The following is a 22,096-nucleotide window of genomic DNA, read 5'->3' as shown; positions in this document are numbered from 1 at the left end:
ATGATAGATTTAATAAAAGAGTTAGAAAGCAAAAATATTTATCTTTCATTGGTAAGTGATAAACTGGAGTTAAGTTATGATGAAGAAATAGAAACAGATACTCTGGAAAGAATTAAAACCAATAAAGAACAGTTAATTAAATTTCTACATAAATATTCAGGTAATAAAAAATATGAGGAAATAAAATCAGTTGATAAACTTTTAAATTATCCTTTATCTGATGCTCAAAAGAGACTTTGGATTTTAAGTCAATTCAGCCAGACATCCCTTGCTTACAATATGCCAATGCATATCGTATTGGATGGAAATTACAATATAGAAAATTTCAAAAAAGCAATATTTTCTACAATAGAAAGACATGAAATTTTAAGGACAGTTTTTAGAGAGGATGAATCTGGAGAAATACGTCAATGGATTTTATCTAAAGAAGAATTGGGGTTTACTGTTGACTATCAGGATTTTAGAAAAGATGAAGAAAGAGAGTTTAAAGTAAAAGAATATATAAAGGAGGACAATGTTAAGCCTTTTGATTTAGCTCACGGGCCATTAATTCGGGCAGTATTATTTCAGGTTTCAAATGACAGCTATGTATTTTATTATAATATGCATCATATTATAAGTGACGGATGGTCTATGAATATTTTGTCTCGTGATGTTTTAGCATATTATGAAGCATATCAGCAGGACAGAGATGCACATCTGCCGGAACTTAGAATACAGTATAAGGACTATGCCGCCTGGCAGTTATCACAGCTGGAGGAATCTGCTTCAAAAGGGCATAAAGAATATTGGTTAAATCAATTTTCAAAAGAATTGCCTGTTATCGATTTGCCGGCTTCAAAAAAACGTCCGTTAATTAAAACAAACAATGCGAGACGTCTGGGTACTTATCTGTCAAGAGAGCTTTCAGAGGGGCTCAAAAAATTCTGTCAGGACAATGATGGAGTATTATTTATGGGGTTGGTTACTGCTCTTAATGCATTATTTTACAGATATACTTCCAAAAAAGATTTAATATTAGGAACCGCTGTTGCAGGAAGAGATCACATCGATCTTGAAGACCAAATGGGGTTTTATGTGAATACTCTGGCATTAAGGAATGAGATTCAATCAGGAGATCGTTTTCTGGATTTATTTCAAAGAATAAAAGGAACTACTTTAGAAGCTTATAGCCATCAACGATATCCATTTGACCGCTTAGTTGAAGATCTAAAATTAAAAAGAGACCTGAGCCGTAGTTTAATTTTCGATGTTATAGTAACATTGCATAATTTCGAAAACAGCAAGACGAGTACTGTAAATGAAATATCAGATGAAATCATAGATTTTGGAGAAACAATAGGTAAATTTGATATAGAGGTTAGTGCTAAAGATGTGGGAGGGCCTTTGGAATTTGAAGTCGTTTACAATACTGATGTTTATGATCATCAGATGATGGTATGTTTTATCAACCATTTTAAACAATTATTGGCAGAAGTTGTAAAAAGCCCTCAGATTAGAGTTGATGAAATAAACTTTCTATCACAACCTGAAACAAAAACACTTTTAAAAGACTTTAATGCCACTGAAGTTGCTTATCCGAAAGATAAAACAATAATTGATCTTTTTGAGGAGCAGGTTGAAAATACACCTGATCATACAGCGGTTGTTTTTGAAAACAAAGCATTGACATATAACCAGTTAAATGAACTTTCTAATCAGCTTGCAGATTATTTAAGAGAAAACTATACGATTCAGGCTGATGATCTGATTGGTATTAAATTAGAAAGAAGTGAAAAATTAATTGTTGCCATTCTCGGAATATTAAAAGCCGGTGCAGGGTATGTGCCGATTGATCCGAATTACCCTCAGGATCGTGTAGATTATATAGAAAAAGACAGCAATAGCAAAGTGACTTTAGATGAAGAAAGATTTTCGGCATTTACCCTGCAAAGCCAGAAATATAAAAATACGAATCCGGAAAGAATAAATACTCCGACAGATTTAGCGTATGTAATGTATACGTCCGGAACTACCGGACAGCCTAAGGGTGTGATGGTAGAGCATAGAAGTGTAATAAGACTTGTAAAACCCGGTTCTTATTTCCCTTTAAATCAAAAAAATATTCTGTTAAGTACCGGAGCCATATCATTTGATGCCACTATTTTTGAATATTTTGGAACCCTATTAAATGGGGCAAGACTCATCCTTGCTTCTCAGAACGATTTATTGCAGACTGAGAAACTGGAAGAAATCATCAATAAAAACAACGTAGACAGTTTTTGGATGACTGCTTCCTGGTTTAGCTACGTTGTCGACAGTAATATTGAGGTTTTTAAAAATGTAAAACAGTTAATTGTCGGTGGAGATGTTGTTTCTCCGCACCATGTAAAAAAAGTATTCAATAGCTTTCCGGGCATAAAGATCAACAATGGATATGGTCCTACGGAAAACACTACTTTTTCATTAACACACGAAATAGATCATTCGGATTATACAACAATTCCGTTGGGAAAACCAATCTCAAACAGTTTTGCTTATATTTTAGATGAAGCTTTAAATCTTGTACCCATGGGAGCTTCAGGTAAAATTTATGTAGGCGGAGCAGGCGTTGCGAGAGGCTATCTGAACCGTCCGGATTTAACAGGAGAAAAATTTATGTCCAATCCATTTGTTGAAGGAGATAGAATGTATGATACAGGAGATCTTGGCAGATGGCTTGCGGATGGCACAATAGAATTTTTGGGACGGGAAGATCATCAGGTAAAAATTCGCGGCTATAGAATAGAGTTGGAAGAAATAAAAAGCCAACTGATGGATAAAGAAGGTATTCAGGAAGTAACAGTCCAGGTTTATGAGGCAGATGGAGGAAAGGAGCTGGTTGCTTATTTTGTTTCCAATCAGGAGGAAGTGATAACGGAATTAAGAGATTTCTTATCTCAAAGGCTTCCTAATTATATGGTGCCGAACTCATTTATTCAGTTGCAGTCTATGCCACTTACAAGTAATGGGAAAATTGATAAAGCAGCATTGCCTGATCCCGATGGATTCAATATATCGAGTGGAGTAGAATATATCGCCCCTACAACTGATTTAGAGAAGAATTTAGTTTCTATATGGGAAACCTTAATGAATAGTACCCGAATTGGTATTAATGATGATTTCTTTGATTTAGGCGGGCACAGTATCAAAATAGGTAAGCTAATTAATAGCTATCAAAAAGCTTTTGGGGTAAAGCTGGGCTTTAGTGAATTGTATGAAAATACTTCATTGTCTTCTCATGCAAAACTGATCGCTCAATCTGGAAAATCAGGACATGCGTCAATTCAAAAAGCTGTAGTTTCGGAAAGTTATCCTTTATCAAATGCACAGCATAGACTATGGGTTTTAAGTCAGGACGAAGAAAATTCTATAGCTTACAATATGCCATCTTATCATATTCTGAAAGGTGATTTTGATCGTAATAGTTTTAAGCGTGCTGTACAGTCTACGATAGAAAGACATGAAATTTTAAGAACCGTTTTTAAAGAAAATGAAGCCGGAGAAATAAGACAATGGATTTTATCCGTTGAATCTCTGGATTTTGAAATCGGCTATTATGATTTTAGAGAAAAAACGGATAAAGAAGCAAGTATTAAGGAATATCTTAAACGAGATGCTGGTGAGCCTTTTAATTTGCAAACAGGCCCGTTATTAAGAGCTGCATTATTACAATTATCAGAAGATAGCTATGCTTTTTATTACAATATGCATCATATCATCGGGGACGGTTGGTCTATGAATGTGCTTTCCAATGATGTAATGGCCTATTATAGCGCTTATAAGGAAGATAAAACAGCTGATTTATTGCCATTGAACATTCAATATAAAGATTATAGCGTATGGCAATTAGACAAAGGATCAACAAATGATTCTAAGGAATTCTGGATGAATCAGTTTTTAGGCGAACTGCCATTAACAGACCTGCCTTCATCACAAAAACGTCCTTTATTAAAAACAAATAACGGTAAACATCTAGGAACATATTTGTCTAAAGAATTATCACAGCAATTAAAAACTTTTTCCCAGGATCGTGGCGGTAGCTTATTCATGGGGCTTGTGGCTTCTTTAAATGCATTGTTTTACAGATATACCTCTCAGGATGATTTTATTATTGGAAGCCCGGTTGCAGGAAGAGAGCATATTGATCTGGAAAATCAAATTGGTTTTTACGTTAATACAATAGCATTAAGAAATCAGGTTAAACCTGAGGAAAATTTCAGTGACTTATTTGAACGTGTAAAGAATACGACTTTTAAAGCGTATGAGCATCAGCAATATCCATTTGATCAATTAGTAGAAGATCTGAAATTAAAAAGAGATGTAAGCAGAAGCGTTCTTTTTGATATATTGATTAATTTAAATAATGTTAATGATAACCAAACTCAAGGTGAAGTAACAAACATAGAAAATATTGTTGACTACGGATCGATAGCAACCAAATTCGATCTTGATTTTAATTTTGGTGAGGTAGGCGATTATATCTCATTGAAGGTAAAATTCAATACAGATGTTTACGATCAGCATATGATTGAAGGGTTGATGAACCACTACAAACAATTACTGGAATCGTTATTAAAAAATACTGAGACAAGTATTGATACCGTTGATTATTTATCTAAAGAAGAAGAAAAGCTTTTACTGCATGATTTTAATGCGTTGGATGTAAAATTTTCTGAGGTAACGGTATTGGATTTATTTGAAAAACAAGTAAAAGAAAACCCCGATGCTATTGCAGTAGTGTATGAAGAGAAGAAATTAACCTATAGAGAACTGGATGAGAAATCAAATCAATTAGCACATTCTTTAAGAGAAAACGGATTGGAAAGAGAAGAATTGGTTCCTATTTGTATAAATCGTTCATTGGAAATGCTTGTCGGGATAGTGGGAATCATAAAATCAGGAGGTGCCTATGTACCCATAGATCCGGCAAATCCGAAAGACCGGATTGATTTTATTATTGAGGATACAAAAGCAAAAATTATTGTAACAGAATCTTCATTACTTGAATTGCTTGACATAAAAAAAGAAATAAAATCTCTATACCTGGATCAGGAAAATTCACTAAGTACCATTACTGCCCCAATTTCTGAGCATCCAGCAATGGATGACTTAGTGTATTCGATTTACACATCAGGAACAACCGGAACCCCTAAAGGAGTACTGATTGAACACCAAGGATTAAGTAACTATATTCAACATCAGATTGCTTATTTTTCTTTAGAAGAAAAAGAAAGAATACTTCTTTTTTCTAATTATGTTTTTGATGCTTCTGCAGAACAGATATTTATTAGTATTTCCACTGGAGCAACTTTATTTATTCCTGCTTATGATACAATAAGAGATATAGAAAAAATAGGAGAATACATCCGGGAGAATAAAATCACTCATTTACATGCTACCCCTAGTTTTCTTGAAATTATTCCCCAGAAAGATTATCCGGAATTAAAGCGTGTGGTCGCAGGCGGAGAGAACTGTTCTGTAAGTTTAGCCAATAAATGGGGTGATAAAGTCAACTTTATTAACAAATATGGGCCAACAGAAGTTTCAATCACTTCTTTATTACATACTGTTAATGCACAGGATAGGTCCGGAATTATAATTCCGCTAGGTAAACCCGTAAGTAATACTAAGTGTTATATAGTAAGTGAGTCTGAAAAGATCGTTCCGATTGGTGTTGTGGGGGAGTTGTATTTGTCCGGTGTTCAGGTGTCGAGGGGGTATCTGAACCGTTCAGATTTAACGAAAGAGAAATTTATAGAAAACCCTTTCGTAAAAGGAGAGAGAGCTTATAAGACGGGGGATCTGGCAAGATGGCTGCCAGATGGTACGATAGAATATATTGGAAGAAAAGACGATCAGGTAAAAATAAGAGGACATCGTATAGAGCTTGGAGAGATAGAAACACAGCTGAAAAATATCAATACAGTAGACCAGGTAGTGGTGTTAGCAAAAGAAGCTCCGAATACTTCAAAACGATTAGTGGCTTATATCGTAGGTGCAGATTTCGATAAAGATGAGGTTATTAAAAAACTTACACAGAAACTACCGGAATATATGGTTCCACAGGTTTATGTCAAGTTAGAATCTCTGCCTTTGACCCGAAATGGGAAGATTGATAAAAAAGCGCTTCCTACTCCGGATTTTTCAGAGATCATTTCAGAAAAATATGTAGCTCCCCGTACCCATGAAGAAATAGAATTAGCATTGATCTGGCAAGAAGTTTTAAAAGCAAAACAGATAGGTGTTCAGGATAATTTCTTTTCAATGGGAGGAGATTCTATTATGGCAATCCAGCTTGTAAGCAGAGCCAAAAAGAAAGGAATTATTTTAAAAGTACGGGATATATTTAAGTATCAAACCATTCAGGAACTTGCTCAAAACCTACAGAATGATATTGCCACAATAAGTGAACAAGGCCTGTTAAAAGGATCTGTTGGCTTGCTGCCCATAAATCAGTGTTTTTTTGAAAGAAAATTTAATAACCATAACCATTACAATCAATCTGTATTATTTTCTGTATCAAAAGATATTGATGCCACAATCATTGATAAAGCAGTAGGATATCTGGTTAAGCAGCATGATGTTCTAAGATTAAAATATGAGCAGAATGAGGAGGGATACCAAGGCGTTTTTATTTCTGATTTTCCAGGTCTTTCTTTAGAAGTTATAACAGAAAATGATGAGCCGTTTAGTAATCAGATCACTACTATCTGTAACTCATATCAGGAAAATTTATCCATTGAAAGAGGAGAAATTGCGAAGTTTGTTCTGATAGAAACACCTTCATCAGATCCATTCAACCGATTATTTATGGTGATACACCATTTAGCAACAGACGGTGTTTCCTGGCGTATTATGGTTGAAGATCTGTCTTCTTATATTACCTCTTTACTGTCTGGTAATGAGGTTTCTGTAGAAGAAAAAACAACATCATACCGCCAATGGCAGCAACGATTGAAAGAGTACGCCCATTCAGAAGAACTGTTATCTGATTTTTCTTATTGGAAATCCATAACGGCAAAAAATAGTATCCTGCCTCAGGACACTGCTTATGACGGAATTACAACGTATGCGGAAACGAATAATTGCAGTGTTTCATTAACCAAACAACAGACAAAAAGTTTAGTGCAAAATTGTCATCATGCTTTTGGTACAGAAATAAATGATTTACTCTTGTCAGCATTATCATTAAGTTTATCAAAATGGTCAGGGAAATCTGAAATGATCATAGGTTTAGAGGGGCACGGAAGAGAGGATTTATTTGATGAGATAGACCTGAGCAGAACAGCAGGTTGGTTTACTTCACTATATCCTGTTTTATTACAGGCTGAGGAGAAAGATCTTGCAGCAACAATTATAAGAACAAAAGAGACCCTTCGCGGTATTCCAAATAAAGGAATTGGTTATGGAGTTTTACGTTATTTATCTTCTGACAAAAAAATTCAATCTGAGCTCTCTACTGATGTTGAGCAAATCGTATTTAATTATTTAGGACAGTTTGGAACAGGGGAAAACGAAAAAGGATTATTTGACTTTGCAGCAGAGTCTACAGGAGCAAGCATAGGTTCGGAAAACAAAATATCAAATAAGATATCGGTTAACGGAAACCTTATGGGGGACGTTTTAAGCTTTGTATGGAGCTATGATGCCAATAGATATAAAGAAGAAACTATTAAAAGTATTATTAATAATTTTAAAGATGCTCTGCTTAACATTATTGCTTTGTGCGAAGGAAAAACAGAGCGTATCAAAACACCATTTGATTATGGTTTGAATGGTCTGGTGAGTTATGAAGAATTAAAAAGTTTCAAACAAAACACTCATTCTTATGATGTAGAGGATATTTATAGATTAAGCCCTTTACAGGAAGGACTGCTTTTTCATAGTTTATATGATCAGGACCCTAATGCTTATCTAATTCAGTTAAGTTTTGACATGGTGGGAGAATTGCATCCGGATTATTTTAAAACAGCATGGGAATTAGTAACAGAAAAACACAGTATTCTGAGAAGCTCATTTTATTACGAGAATTTGGGAATTCCGATTCAATGTGTTTATGATAGGGTAGATCTGCCACTTACTGTAATAGATTATCGTAATAGAAATAATGAGGAACAACGCAATGAGGTCGATAAATTTTTAAATATTGATTCGAATACCTTATTTGATCTGCAGCAGGCTCCATTATTCAGAATTACATTATTAAGGCTTGGAGACCATCGTACCAAATTAGTATTTACCCATCATCATCTTCTTTTTGATGGCTGGTCTATGCCCATTGTATTTTCTGAATTTATGTCTTCTTATCAAAATTTAGCCAGTAAAAATGTACTGGAAGTAAAATCGAAGAAAGACAATTATAAAGATTACATCAGATATATTTTCTCGAAAGAAGAATCAAAGACACTTTCATATTGGAAGGAATATTTATTGCAACTTGAAGCTCCAAGTTTATTACCCTTTGTAAGTGATGCTAAAAAGCGTACAAAGACTTTTGGTACTCATAATTTAATCCTGAAAAAGGATGCGGATTATATTGGGAAATTAGAAACATTTGCTTTGTCAAACCATTTGACGATAAATACTATTGTTCAGGGGATTTGGTCCTATTTGTTATCTTGTTATACAGGTAATTCGACAGTTGCTTTTGGTACCGTTATTTCCGGAAGACCTGCAGACTTAGAAGATGTAGAAACCCGTGTGGGCTTGTACATTAATACAATTCCGCTATGTACTACGATAAAAAATGATCATGAAATTATTAATTGGTTAACTGGTATACAAATGGAGTTTACTACTTCGAGAGAGGAGTATGGGCATTCTTCGTTAGCTCAAATACAAAAATTAAGTGCTGTAAATGGAGAGCTGTTTGACAGTATTATGGTTTTTGAAAATTATCCCCTGGAGGCCATTCAATCTGTTGAAACAGACTTAAGTATAGAAAATATTCAAGGTAAAGAACAGACAAACTATGCATTAACCCTGAAAATAGGGCACGCTTCTGAAAGAGAATTGGCAGTAGATTTTAACTATAATTCATCTATCCTTTCAGATGCTGACATAAGAAGGATCTCTTCTCATTTTAATGAGTTGCTAAACAGTATAATAGAATCGACTACTCTCAAAGAATTAAATTACCTGACAACTTCGGAACAAAAAGAATTGGTAGAAGGGTTTAATAATACGGAAGTAGGGTATAATCTGGATCTCACGGTATTGGATTTGTTTCATGAGCAAGTTGCCGGTCAGCCTGATGCAGTAGCATTAGTTTTTGAAGAAGAACAGCTGTCATTCAGAGAATTAGATGAAAAATCAAGTCAGTTAGCTCACTATCTTAAAGAGCAGGGCGTAGAAAATGAACAGCTCATTCCTGTTTGTATGGATCGTTCATTAGAAATGATGATTGGAATTCTTGCTATTATAAAAGCAGGAGGGGCATACGTACCTATAGATCCTGAGTATCCGATGGAGCGTATAAACTATATTGTAGAAGATACTCAGGCAAAGCTTGTCCTGAGCACCAAACAGCATGCTCATAAAATAGATTCTATAAAGTTTATTAGTCTGGATGATTTCAACTATGAATTATTTTCTACGAATTCTCCAAAAGAGAGTCTTTCACCTAATCAATTGGCCTACTGTATTTATACATCAGGAACCACAGGTAACCCTAAAGGAGTGTTGAATGAGCACGTAGGTTTATTAAATCGTCTGTTATGGATGCGCGATGACCTAAATATTAATGAATCTTCAGTTATTTTACAAAAGACAACCTACACTTTTGATGTTTCCGTATGGGAATTAATCATGCCTTTAGTTGTTGGGTGCAAAATGATTATTGCGAGACCTGAGGGTCATAGAGATCCAGACTATTTGCAAGAAGTCATTGAAAACAAAGGAGTAACAATTGTTCATTTTGTCCCTTCCATGTTAGGAGTGTTTTTAGAAAGCCTGGATAATAACAGATGTCAGAATCTGAAGCATGTGGTGTGCAGTGGTGAAGCGTTACCTTCTTCTATGGTTTGTCATTTTAAAGAAAAGCTTACAGCAACGCATATTCATAATTTATATGGTCCTACAGAAGCTGCAATTGATGTAACTGCTATAGACTTAACAGCTATAGATACTCAGATTGAAGGGGTAAGTATTGGAAGATCAGTGGCAAATACACAATTGTATATCGTTAATAAAACAATGGGACTTCAGCCTATAGGAGTTGCCGGAGAATTATTGATAGGAGGTATTCAGGTATCAAGAGGATATTTAAATAAACCGGATTTAACATCAGAAAAATTTATTGCCAGCCCGTTTATCAAAGATGAAAGATTATATCGAACCGGAGATTTAGCAAAATGGAATTCTGATGGAAGCATTGAATATTTAGGAAGAATAGATAAGCAGGTCAAGATAAGGGGATATCGAATAGAATTAGGAGAAATTGAAAATCAGCTGGAGCAGCTTTCTGCTGTTAAACAAGCTGTTGTCATGGTGAAAGAAAATGCTAATGCTGGCAAACAGTTAATAGCTTATGTTATTGATGGCGGAAACTTTAATGACAAAGAAGCAATAAGTCGTCTGAAGGAAGTTCTTCCGGATTATATGGTTCCTCATGTGTATATAACATTAGAAAGTTTCCCTTTAACCGGAAACGGTAAAATTGATACTAAATCCCTGCCAGAACCTAATTCCTCAAATCTAACTTTTGAAGAATACATTGCACCCAAAAATGAAACAGAAGAACAATTGGTGTTAATATGGCAGGAAGATCTGAAAATTGATACCATAGGAATTAGAGATAACTATTTTACTCTTGGTGGTGACTCAATAAAGATGATTCGTCTGGTAAGTAAAATTAAAAAGGCCTTTAACATTCAATTTCAGATAGCGTCGTTTTATGAAAACCCAACTATCGAAGAATTAGCTGTTTTTATATCAGATATCTCAGCCAAAGATAATAATAATGATGATAAATTAATCAGAAATACAGAAGCTTCTTTAGCTGCTCTTGAAAATGCAATCTTAGCTCATCATCCTTCGGTTGATAATATAGCGAATGTTTATCCTTTAAGTGATATACAATTGGGTATGATTCTTACCAGCCAGTTAATGAGAGATAAAGGAGAATTTGGCATCTATCATGATCAGTTTTTGTTTCAGTTTGCACTAGTAGACATAGATTTATTAAAGCAGGCGATGCATTTGCTGGTCAAAAAACACGAAACTTTAAGAACTTCGTATCACCTATACGAGTACGATCAACAAGTACAGATTATACACAATGAAATTCCGATTAATATAGGATTCGAAGATCTGAGCACTATTGAAATGAGTAAGGATAAAGAAGAATATCTTCAAAACTTTGTTATAAAAGAGAGAGAAGAAAATCCATTTGATATTACTCAGGCACCATTATGGAGAATTAATATATTTCAGATAAACAGTACTGAAATCATTTTTGTACTGCAGTTTCATCATGCAATATTGGACGGATGGAGTGAAAAAAGCCTAAGAATTGAACTTTTTAAAATATATGACGCCTTAAAGAACGATAAAAATTATCGCCCAGAACCTCTGAAATGCTGCATGCGTGATAGTATTATATCGGACATTTTAGAACGGAAAAATGAGAATAATAAAGCCTACTGGAAAAACAAAATGTCTGATTATAACAGATTGGATATTTTTACTGAGGAGCATCAAATAGATATAGTTTCGAAAACGTACGGTCCGGAGTTTAAGAATAGACTGGTAGATATTTGTAAGAAAAATAGAATTTCGCCTAAAGCACTCTTTTTTAGTGGTTATGTTTATTGTTTAAGTCTTTTAACGTATAAAAAAGATATTACTGTAGGTTTGGTTTCGCACAGAAGACCTTTTGTCGAAGATGGAGAAAAATTAATGGGGTGTTTTTTGAACACCGTTCCGTTTAGATTTAAAGATACATTTTCTAAAGAGTCTTCCTGGATTGATTATGTCAATACAATTCAGTCAGATCTTGAAGAACTGAAGGGGAAAGATCGCATTTCATTATTTGATATATCACAATTAATGGAGGAGAATGCGATCAATGAGAATCCTTTTTTTGATACAATTTTTAATTATGTTGATTTTCATGTTTTAAATGAACTTACAGAGAATAAGGAATTTAAAGCAACCCAGTCTAAGCGTGAAAATGAAAATTTCTCTTATAAAAGTTTTGAATCCACAAACACATTTTTAGATTTCAGTATAAACTTAACAGGTGATTTTTGTTCGATAACAATTAAAAAGAAAAGAAAATTAAGATCAAATCATCAATTGAAAGATTTGATGCAGTACTTTGAAAATTTCTTAAATAGCTTTTTAGAGAATGCTGCTAACCCAGTCAATAGTCTCGATATTCTGCCACAGATAGAACAGGACAAATTGCTGATTGAATTTAATGATACAGAATCAGATGATCCTTCTCATAAAACGATAATTGATTTATTTACGGAACAGGTTACGAAAACGCCTGATAATATTGCTATTGTTTTTGATGAAAAACAACTTACTTATAAGGACTTAGATAAGCTGTCGAATCAATTGGCTAATTATTTATTATCAAAATACGACATACAATCAGAAGATTTGATAGCCGTAAAATTAGATAGAAGCGAGTGGCTGGTAATTTCATTGTTAGCAGTGCTAAAATGCGGCAGTGCTTATGTGCCCATTGATTTAAGCTATCCTGAACAACGTATCAAATATATTGAAAAGGACAGCAATTGTAAATTAACCATTTGCTCAGATTTATTGGCTTCATTTAGTAGTGAAAAGGATCATTTTTCAGAAGCACCGCAGATTAATATACAACCGGATGGTTTAGCCTATGTCATCTATACTTCGGGATCAACAGGAAATCCGAAGGGAGTAATGATTGAACATAGAAGTCTTGTGAATCTATGCTTTTGGCACAATAAAACATACGGGGTAAATTCACTAAGCAAAGGAACTTTATTCGCGGGTATTGGGTTTGATGCTTCGGTATGGGAGATTTATCCATATTTGATTTCAGGGGCTTGTCTATATCCAATTTCAGATTATGATACGCGTTATGATGTATTGAAATTAGTTGACTTTTTAAATGAAAATACGATCACACATGCGTATCTGCCAACTAAGATTTGTGAGGAACTGAGTTCACAAAATTTAAAGGTGGATACAATTATTTTAACCGGAGGTGAGTCATTGAAACTTAATAATGTGACAAATGATCTGAAGATTTATAATAATTACGGACCCACAGAAAATACTGTTGTAACTACCTATTTCGATCTAAATGATCGTAAAGGAGATATCATTCCGATTGGTAAACCGGTTTTTAATACGAATGTATTTGTTTTATCCGAAGAATTACAGCTTCAGCCAATAGGAGTTGTGGGTGAGCTTTGTATCTCCGGAGTGGGATTATCAAGAGGATATCTTAACAATCCGGATTTAAGCAGGGAAAAGTTTATTAATCATCCTTTTAAGCAGGAAGAACGTCTCTATAAAACAGGAGATCTCGTGAGATGGCTAACAGATGGTACAATAGAGTTTATCGGCAGAAAAGACAATCAGGTCAAAATTCGTGGGTATAGAATAGAATTGGGAGAAATAGAAATTCAATTATCATTAAAAGATACGATAAAAGAAGTAGCAGTTATAGTTGAAAATATTGACAATGATCAACAAATAGTAGCCTATTTTGTATCTCAAAAAGAAGAAAATGTTAATGATTTACATGATTTCTTATCTAATAATCTTCCGGATTATATGTTGCCTGGTATGTATGTTCAATTAGATGTGATGCCAATAAATTCAAATGGAAAACTCGATACAAGCAAACTTGCAAATCATAAGGGAATTAATCTCCGGGAGAAAGTAGAATATGTTGCTCCAAGAAATGAAATCGAACAAAAACTGGCAGAAATTTGCGAAGAGCTGCTGCAAAGAGACAAGGTAGGAGTTAATGAAAATTTCTTTACACTTGGGGTTAACAGTCTTAAAGCAATTCAGTTTACTTCCAGAATAAGTAAGGAATTCGATGTGAAAGTAAATTTTGTTACTTTATTTGGTAATCCAACCATTGAGAAAATGGCCGTTGAAATAGAGACCTCATTATGGGTGAATAATGATTTGTTTTTAGAAGATGACGATGATAGTGAAATTGAAAATATTTCTATCTAAAACTTAATAATGGCTCTTAATTCATATCCCTACGGACAGGATCTTAAAGAGCCATTAAAAAACAACATTCACTACCCACTATAATAAAAACATTTTATGATAAGTAATTTAATTAATAAACTAAAGCTACTCAACGTTAAGATAGATGTTGTAGATTCAAAATTAGATATTAAGGCTCCAAAAGGTGCAATTGATGCCTTATTGTTAGAAGATATCAAACTGCATAAAGACAAGTTAATTGATTATATTAACACTTACAAAGCGAAAAAAGTAAGTCATTTTAATATTAAAGCAGTTCCATTAAAATCTTCTTACCCATTGTCATCTGCCCAAAAAAGGCTTTGGTTGGTTAGTCAGATTGAAGATTATTCAATTGCATATAATATTCCGTCATACAAAATTCTGGATGGTAATTATAAGATTGAAAATTTTAAAAAAGCTATAGATGCAACGATAGAAAGACATGAAATTTTAAGAACGGTTTTCAGAGAAAATGAAGAGGGTGAAGTAAATCAATGGGTATTGTTGAGTAAAGAACTGGGATTCACCATAGATTATGTCGATTTAACAAAGTCTGAAGATCAGAATGCCGGCATCAGCAACTATTTTCACCAGGATTCAGTCAAGCGGTTTGATTTAGAAAAAGGACCGCTTTTAAGAGCAGCTTTGCTTCAATTATCCGAAAACAAACATGTTTTTTACTATAATATGCATCACATCATTAGTGATGGTTGGTCGATGGATGTACTGGTAAAAGATGTATTAGCATATTACAAATCATATACGGAAGAAAGTGCAGTTGAATTGCCAGATTTAAAAATTCAGTACAAAGATTATTCTGGCTGGCAATTGGAACAAATGGAAAAAGAATCACATCAAGCCCATAAAGCCTATTGGTGTGATACGTTTTCTGGCGAGTTACCTACAATAAATTTACCTGCAAAAAATAAACGTCCTTTAATAAAAGGGAATAAGGGGAAGCGATTGGGAACTTATATTTCAAAGGAGAACTCTCAAATGTTAAAGAAGTTTTGTCAGGAAAAAGGAGGAAGTTTGTTTATGGGCCTTCTATCCAGTTTAAATGCTGTGTTTTATAAATATACAGGACAGAATGACCTGATAATTGGGACTCCGATAGCAGGTAGAGATCATTTAGATTTAGAAAATCAAATAGGATTTTATGTAAATACCTTGGCGCTTAGAAACAATGTGAACCCCAATCAAAGTTTTGACGAACTTTTGGACAACATTAAAAAAAATACTTTGAAAGCCTATGAGCATCAGGAATACCCATTTGATCAATTGATTGAAGATCTAAACCTGAAGAGAGATATTAGTAGAAGCGCACTTTTTGATGTGATGATGGTATTGCAAAATGGAAATCAGGAATCTGTTAAAGTTATACTTCCGGAAGAAACGGTTAACACTGTAACTGATTTTGGAGAAACAATATCAAAGTTTGATTTGGAAATTACTTTTCGGGAAGTAGGTGACTGTATTTCTCTTCAGATCATATACAATACTGATGTCTATGATAAAGAACTGATAGAAGGCTTTTTGAAGCATTATAAACAATTACTTGAGTCTTCATTAGAACATCCAAATCAGAAATTATCCGAATTGGAATATCTATTAGAAAATGAAAAAAAGCAGTTATTAATTGACTTTAACGATACAAAAGTTGTTCATACACAGAATAAAACCCTGGTAGATTTATTTGAAGAACAGGTTGCTGAAACACCTGATGATACGGCAGTTATCTTTGAGGATCGTAGGCTTACGTATAAGGAGTTAAATGAAAAAGCAAATCAGCTGGCGGCTTATTTAAGAGCTCATTATACTATTGATCCTGACGATTTAATCGCAGTTAAACTAGAACGGAATGAATTCCTGCTTGTTAGCTTATTGGGAGTACTGAAATCCGGAGCGGCCTACGTGCCTGTAGATTTAAATTATCCGCAACATCGAATTGATTATATTGAAAAAGACAGCAATAGCAAAGTTGTTATTGATCAGGACCTATTAGAGAAGTTTTATGAAGTTCAGGACAATTACAGCCCATTAAATGCAGATCAGCGCTCAACATCCGATCATCTGGCTTATATTATTTATACATCCGGAACTACAGGAAACCCCAAAGGTGTAATGATAGAGCATCATAATGCCGTTGAATTGATTAACTGGTCTAAAAAGGAGTATCATGCTGATGCATTTGATATTGTTTACGGAGTTACCTCTCATTGCTTTGATTTGTCTGTCTATGAATTTTTCTATACCCTTTCGACAGGTAAGAAAATAAGGATTTTAAAGAATGCCCTGGAAATCAATCATTATCTGGATCAGGACAGTAATATATTATTAAATACGGTTCCCTCTGTAGTAAGAAAATTAATAGAAGATCAAGTACTGCTGGATCATATCAAAGTGATCAATATGGCAGGAGAAGTCCTTCCTACAGATATTATTGCGAAGCTTCCTTTGGATAAAATCGAAGTTCGGAATCTCTACGGTCCATCGGAAGATACCACCTATAGTACATCTTATCGTATTACGAATAAAGATTCCAGAACCATTTCTATAGGTAAGCCAATCTCCAATACCCAGGTATTGATTCTTGATCAGCATAACCAATTGGTTCCTCTGGGAGTTACAGGCAGGATCTTCGTATCCGGAGCAGGTGTAGCGAGAGGCTATCTGAACCGGGCAGATCTCACGGAGGAAAAGTTTTTGACCAATCCTTTTATAGAAGGGGAAAGAATGTATGATACAGGAGATTTAGGCTATTGGTTATCAGATGGAAACATAGAATTTATAGGAAGAAAAGACCATCAGGTTAAAATAAGAGGCTATAGAATTGAACTGGGAGAGATAGAAATGCAGTTATTATCAAAAGAAAATATTCAGGAAGTTACTGTACAGGTTTTTGAAACGGAAGAAGATAAACAAATAGTTGCCTATTTTGTATCAGCGAAAGAAGAAAGAATATCAGATCTCCGCGATTTTTTACTGAGCACTCTTCCTAATTATATGATACCTGCAGTATTTATTCAGTTGTCATCTATTCCGCTTACTCCAAACGGTAAAATTGATAGAGCTGCTTTACCTAATCAGAAAGATTTTAATCAATCCAGTGAGGCAGAATATATTGCACCAACAAATAGTTTAGAAAAAGAGCTAACCATCATTTGGGAAGGATTGCTGAACAGAGAATTGGTAGGAATCAAAGATGACTTTTTTGAACTTGGTGGCCACAGTATTAAATTAGGGAAACTCATTAATAGCTATCAAAAGAAATTTGATGTGAAGCTAAGCTTTAGTCAATTGTTTGAGAATACCTCTTTAATCTCTCATGCGGGGTTAATTTCTAAAGCAGGAAAATTAAAATATAAAGAAATAGAGAAAGCAGTAATTTCTGAAAGTTATCCTTTATCAGATGCCCAACGAAGATTATGGGTTTTAAGCCAATTTGAAGAAAATTCAGTGGCTTATAACATGCCTTCATATTATGCTTTAGATGGCGGATATGATATAGATCACTTAAAAAAGGCCATTGATGCAGCCATTGACAGGCATGAAATTTTAAGAACTGTATTTAGAGAAAATGAATCAGGAGAGATTCGACAGTGGGTTCTAAATAGAGAAGCAATTGATTTTAAAATAGATTATGGTGATTTTAGTAATTCCGATGATCAACAGTTGAGTATTAAGGAATATATTCAAAAAGATTCCCAGGTATTATTCGATTTAGAAAATGGACCGTTACTAAGAGCTGCTTTACTTCAGTTATCTGAGAATAATTTTGTCTTTTATTACAATATGCATCATATTATAAGTGATGGATGGTCTATGGACATATTGACCAAAGATGTACTGAAGTATTATCAGTCATTTGTAAATAGTACTGAACCAAATTTACCAGCGTTAAGGATTCAATACAAGGATTATTCGGTATGGCAGCTGAATCAGCTAAAAGAAGCAACGTATCAGGTACACCAATTATTTTGGTTAGATAAGCTTTCCGGAGAGTTGCCGGTCATTGACTTACCATCAACAAAAAAGCGTCCGGTTGTAAAAACCAATAATGGGGAGCGGCTTGGAACTTATCTGTCAAAAGAAATATCCCACGATTTAAAAACTTTCTGTCAGCAAAAGGGAGGAAGTTTATTTATGGGACTTGTAGCTTCATTAAATGCCTTGCTTTACAGATATACTTCTCAGGAAGACTTTATAATAGGTAGCCCGGTGGCCGGAAGAGATCACATTGATCTTGAAAATCAAATAGGCTTTTATTTGAATATGATTCCATTAAGAAATAAGATTAATCCGGACAATGATTTTCATAAATTGTTTGATTCAGTAAAATCGAACATAGTCGATGCTTATGAACATCAGCAGTATCCGTTTGATCGCTTGGTAGAAGATTTAGAATTACAGAGGGATATGGGTAGAAGTGCCATTTTCGATGTTGTAATAATGCTTCAAAATGTCGGAGAGAAAGCAATTGAATCAAACGTATCTGAAGAATCGACAAATAGAATTACCTCTTTAGGAAAATCGGTTTCTAAATTTGATATTGAAATTACTTTTGAAGAAATAGGAGATTTAATTTCCTTCCAGATTAATTACAATACAGATGTCTATGATCATGATACAATGACAAGAATCATGAAACATTATTTAGATATTCTTACAGCTGCTCTTCATTCACCTGATGAGCCTTTATATAAAATCGACTATCTGTCGCCTGGTGAGAAAGCACAGATCTCAGAGGATTTTAATAATAATAAAAGAAATTTTGCAAAAGGTTTAACTATAGTAGACTTATTTGCTAATCAGGTGAAAGCAAATCCTGATCGTACAGCGATTGTATATGGGGGTAAAGATTTTACATACAAAGAGTTAGATGATATTTCCGATGCGTTGTCATACTACTTGTTATCAGAATATGATATACAGATTGAAGATTTTATTGGGATAAAGCTGGAAAGAAATGAGTGGTTGGTTATTAGTCTTCTTTCAGTATTAAAGATGGGTGCCGCTTATGTACCTATAGATCCTGCATATCCTGTAGAAAGGATAAAATATATTGAAAAAGATGCCCATTGTAAAATGGTTATTGATAAGGATTTATTAGAAGCATTTGCGCTTGGGAAAAGTAATAAGAAAAATGAATTTTTAAAAATAGCTGTAAAACCGGAAAATTTAGCTTATGTTATTTATACATCAGGTTCTACGGGATTGCCGAAAGGTGTAATGATTGAACATAAAAGTGCCGTTTCGTTCTTAAATAACTTAGATTTTGAACTAGGGTTTAAAGGACATACCATTGTAGCCGGAACAACCAATGTAGTTTTTGATATATCTTTTCTTGAAATATTTGGGACCTTGTGTAGCGGTAGAAAACTGATTTTATTCTCATCAGAAGAATTGATGTCCCCGGAACTATTTATGAACACCCTACATCATAATAAGATAGAAGTTTTACAGGTTACGCCATCAAGATTTAGTCAGCTATCCGAAGCTTTTACATCAAAACCTTCTCCATATCTAAAACAGCTTTTAATGGGTGGAGAGCCATTTCCAAAAACGGTCTACGAGACCATAAATACTTATTCTGGATTGAATATAATAAACGTATATGGTCCTACGGAAACTACAATATGGAGTACAAGTTTAGCTGTTAATTCAAGTAAATATCTAAGTATTGGTAAACCATTGGCCAATGAGAAAGTGCTCATTTTATCAGATAAGCTGCAAATACAACCGATAGGAGTTGTGGGAGAACTATATATAGCAGGCGATGGATTGGCAAGAGGATACTTGAATAAAGAAAAACTCACTAATGAAAAGTTTATTGAAAATCCTTATGAAAAAGGAAGTAAGATATATGCAACAGGAGATTTAGCCAGATGGAGACCGGACGGGAATATCGAATATGTTGAAAGAAAAGATGATCAGGTAAAAATTAGAGGACATCGTATAGAACTTGGAGAAATTGAAAATGTATTACTTCAGCAAAAAGAGATTGAACAGGCCGTAGTTCTGGTCAAAGAAAAAGATGAAGAAAAATTTATCATCTCTTATCTGGTTGGCAAGGATCTGAATATAGATGCCATTCGGATAAAACTTTCGGAATTTTTACCAGGTTATATGTTACCCAATTATTTTGTGATTCTAAAAAAAATGCCATTGAACGCAAGCGGAAAAATAGATAAGAAAGCATTATTAGAAATAGATAAAATGGAAATATCTTCAAAAAACTATGTGGCTCCATGCAGTAAAGAAGAAAAGATCGTGATATCGATTTGTGAAAAATTGTTGAAAAAAGAAAATATTAGTGTTAAAGACAATTTTTATAATATTGGTGGAGACTCATTGAAAATAATACAGTTAATGAATCAATTGAACCGTGAAGGGTACGCGGTAAAAGTAGATCAAATTTTTAAAGCCTCAGATTTTGAAGCTTTAGCTAAAGTTATAACAATTAAAGAAAATAAGACTGAATCAGTAGATTTAAATAAAGATATTAGCTTCAAATCGGAATCAGAAATCGTAAATGAAAACATAAATTTGAAAATTGGCGATAAAATTCATGTATCTGAAAATCAAAAACATGTAATGAAATTCAAGAATTCCGAAGGTTTTATCGGTCCGGTTAAGATACATAAGTCTGATACCGAGTACATCGAATTACAATTGCGTGAGTTTTTGAGTAATTTTCCTGATCTGAATATTGAATTTATACAAGAAGATAAGTTCATTTATCAAAAACGAGTATCATACCAGGATTTAAAAATTGCTGTCAGTACCTACAATTTAGATTTCAGCAGTACAACCGATATTTTACAGTTAATCTCAAATGAGATTCCTCTAAAACCATATGATATGTTCAATAGTGAGCTTATTAGATTATTTATATGTAACGATATAAACGGAGGCAAAGAATCTTATATATATATTGCAATTAGTCATGCAATAGCAGATATGTATACTTGTAATATCTTACAGCAAGAGTTAACGAATTTCATGAGGAATAATAAAGCTTTAAAGAATCAATATCCTTCTTCAGGCTTTGATTTTGCTCTATGGCAGAAAAAATATCTGATATCTGAAAGAGGACTAGAGGAACGGTTTTTTTGGGTGAATGATTTAAAAAAGTCTGATCTTGAACTACTGTCAGATCAAAAATCAGCCCAATTAAAAAAACACGATTATACGAGTGACAGTAAAAAAGTGTTACATACTACACAGACAATGTTCTTTACGGGACAAAAATTCGAACGAATTAAAGAATTGGCTCAAGATTTAAATATTCCGTTATCTGGATTATTTATGGGTTTTCACCAGTATTTAATGAATGATTGTTTCAAAGAACAGTTTCATTTTCAATTGATCACGGTTTCAGGACGGGAAAGTATTGTTGAAGAGTTTGATACTTCAAATATTTTAGGCGCTTTAAATAATTTCATACCATTGCGATTAATTTCTGATTCCAATGATTCCTTTTATGATTTGTGTCAAAATGTGTATTTGAATTATCTAAATGCAAGAATGCATCAGGTAATACCTTATGAAACCATCAGAGAAGACTTTTTTGTTGAAACACATATTGATATAGACTTATGCAGACTAGGAGGGGTGAGTTTTCAAGAAATACCGGGGACGATTGATGAAAAAAGGTCTGATAAGGTAATTCTGGGTACCCAAGTACTATCAAATCAGCATCCATTGGATATCATATGCAGGGTAAGAGATAATGGAATTGAAATTACGCTTATTTATGAGCAAGATGAAAAGAGTGCGCTTCGATTAGATGTTCTTTTAGAAAATGTTTTTGATAAGAAAAGCCCCGCAAAATAAGATTTCTTCAGATTAATCACTAATA

2 protein-coding genes and 2 pseudogenes are annotated in these 22,096 nt (G+C 33.9%); all 4 read left to right on the top strand.

The window, feature by feature from the left end; all coding sequences use genetic code 11:
* The 4 genes and pseudogenes from ODZ84_RS05945 (at position 1) to ODZ84_RS23745 (ending at position 22,071) form a co-directional block, all read left to right on the top strand.
* The gene (locus ODZ84_RS05945; RefSeq protein WP_266176072.1) at positions 1 to 14,211 is read left to right on the top strand and encodes a non-ribosomal peptide synthetase; all 14,211 of its coding nucleotides are present in this window, start codon (positions 1 to 3) and stop codon (positions 14,209 to 14,211) included.
* A gap of 96 nt (positions 14,212 to 14,307) precedes the next feature.
* A pseudogene (locus ODZ84_RS23755) lies at positions 14,308 to 18,963 on the top strand (amino acid adenylation domain-containing protein); the annotation flags it as partial.
* 84 nt (positions 18,964 to 19,047) lie between these two features.
* A pseudogene (locus ODZ84_RS23750) lies at positions 19,048 to 20,406 on the top strand (amino acid adenylation domain-containing protein); the annotation flags it as partial.
* Positions 20,395 to 22,071: a condensation domain-containing protein gene (locus ODZ84_RS23745; RefSeq protein ID WP_456298826.1), complete on the top strand. Its 1,677-nt coding sequence runs from the start codon at positions 20,395 to 20,397 to the stop codon at positions 22,069 to 22,071. The pseudogene ODZ84_RS23750 and the gene ODZ84_RS23745, both read left to right, overlap by 12 nt.
* Positions 22,072 to 22,096 lie beyond the last annotated feature (25 nt).

It is taken from the genome of Chryseobacterium fluminis (assembly GCF_026314945.1).
In the GTDB taxonomy this organism is placed as follows: Bacteria; Bacteroidota; Bacteroidia; order Flavobacteriales; family Weeksellaceae; genus Chryseobacterium; species Chryseobacterium fluminis.
The sequence above is the reverse complement of the archived record's forward strand: the minus strand, read 5'-3'. Positions and strand labels throughout refer to the sequence as shown.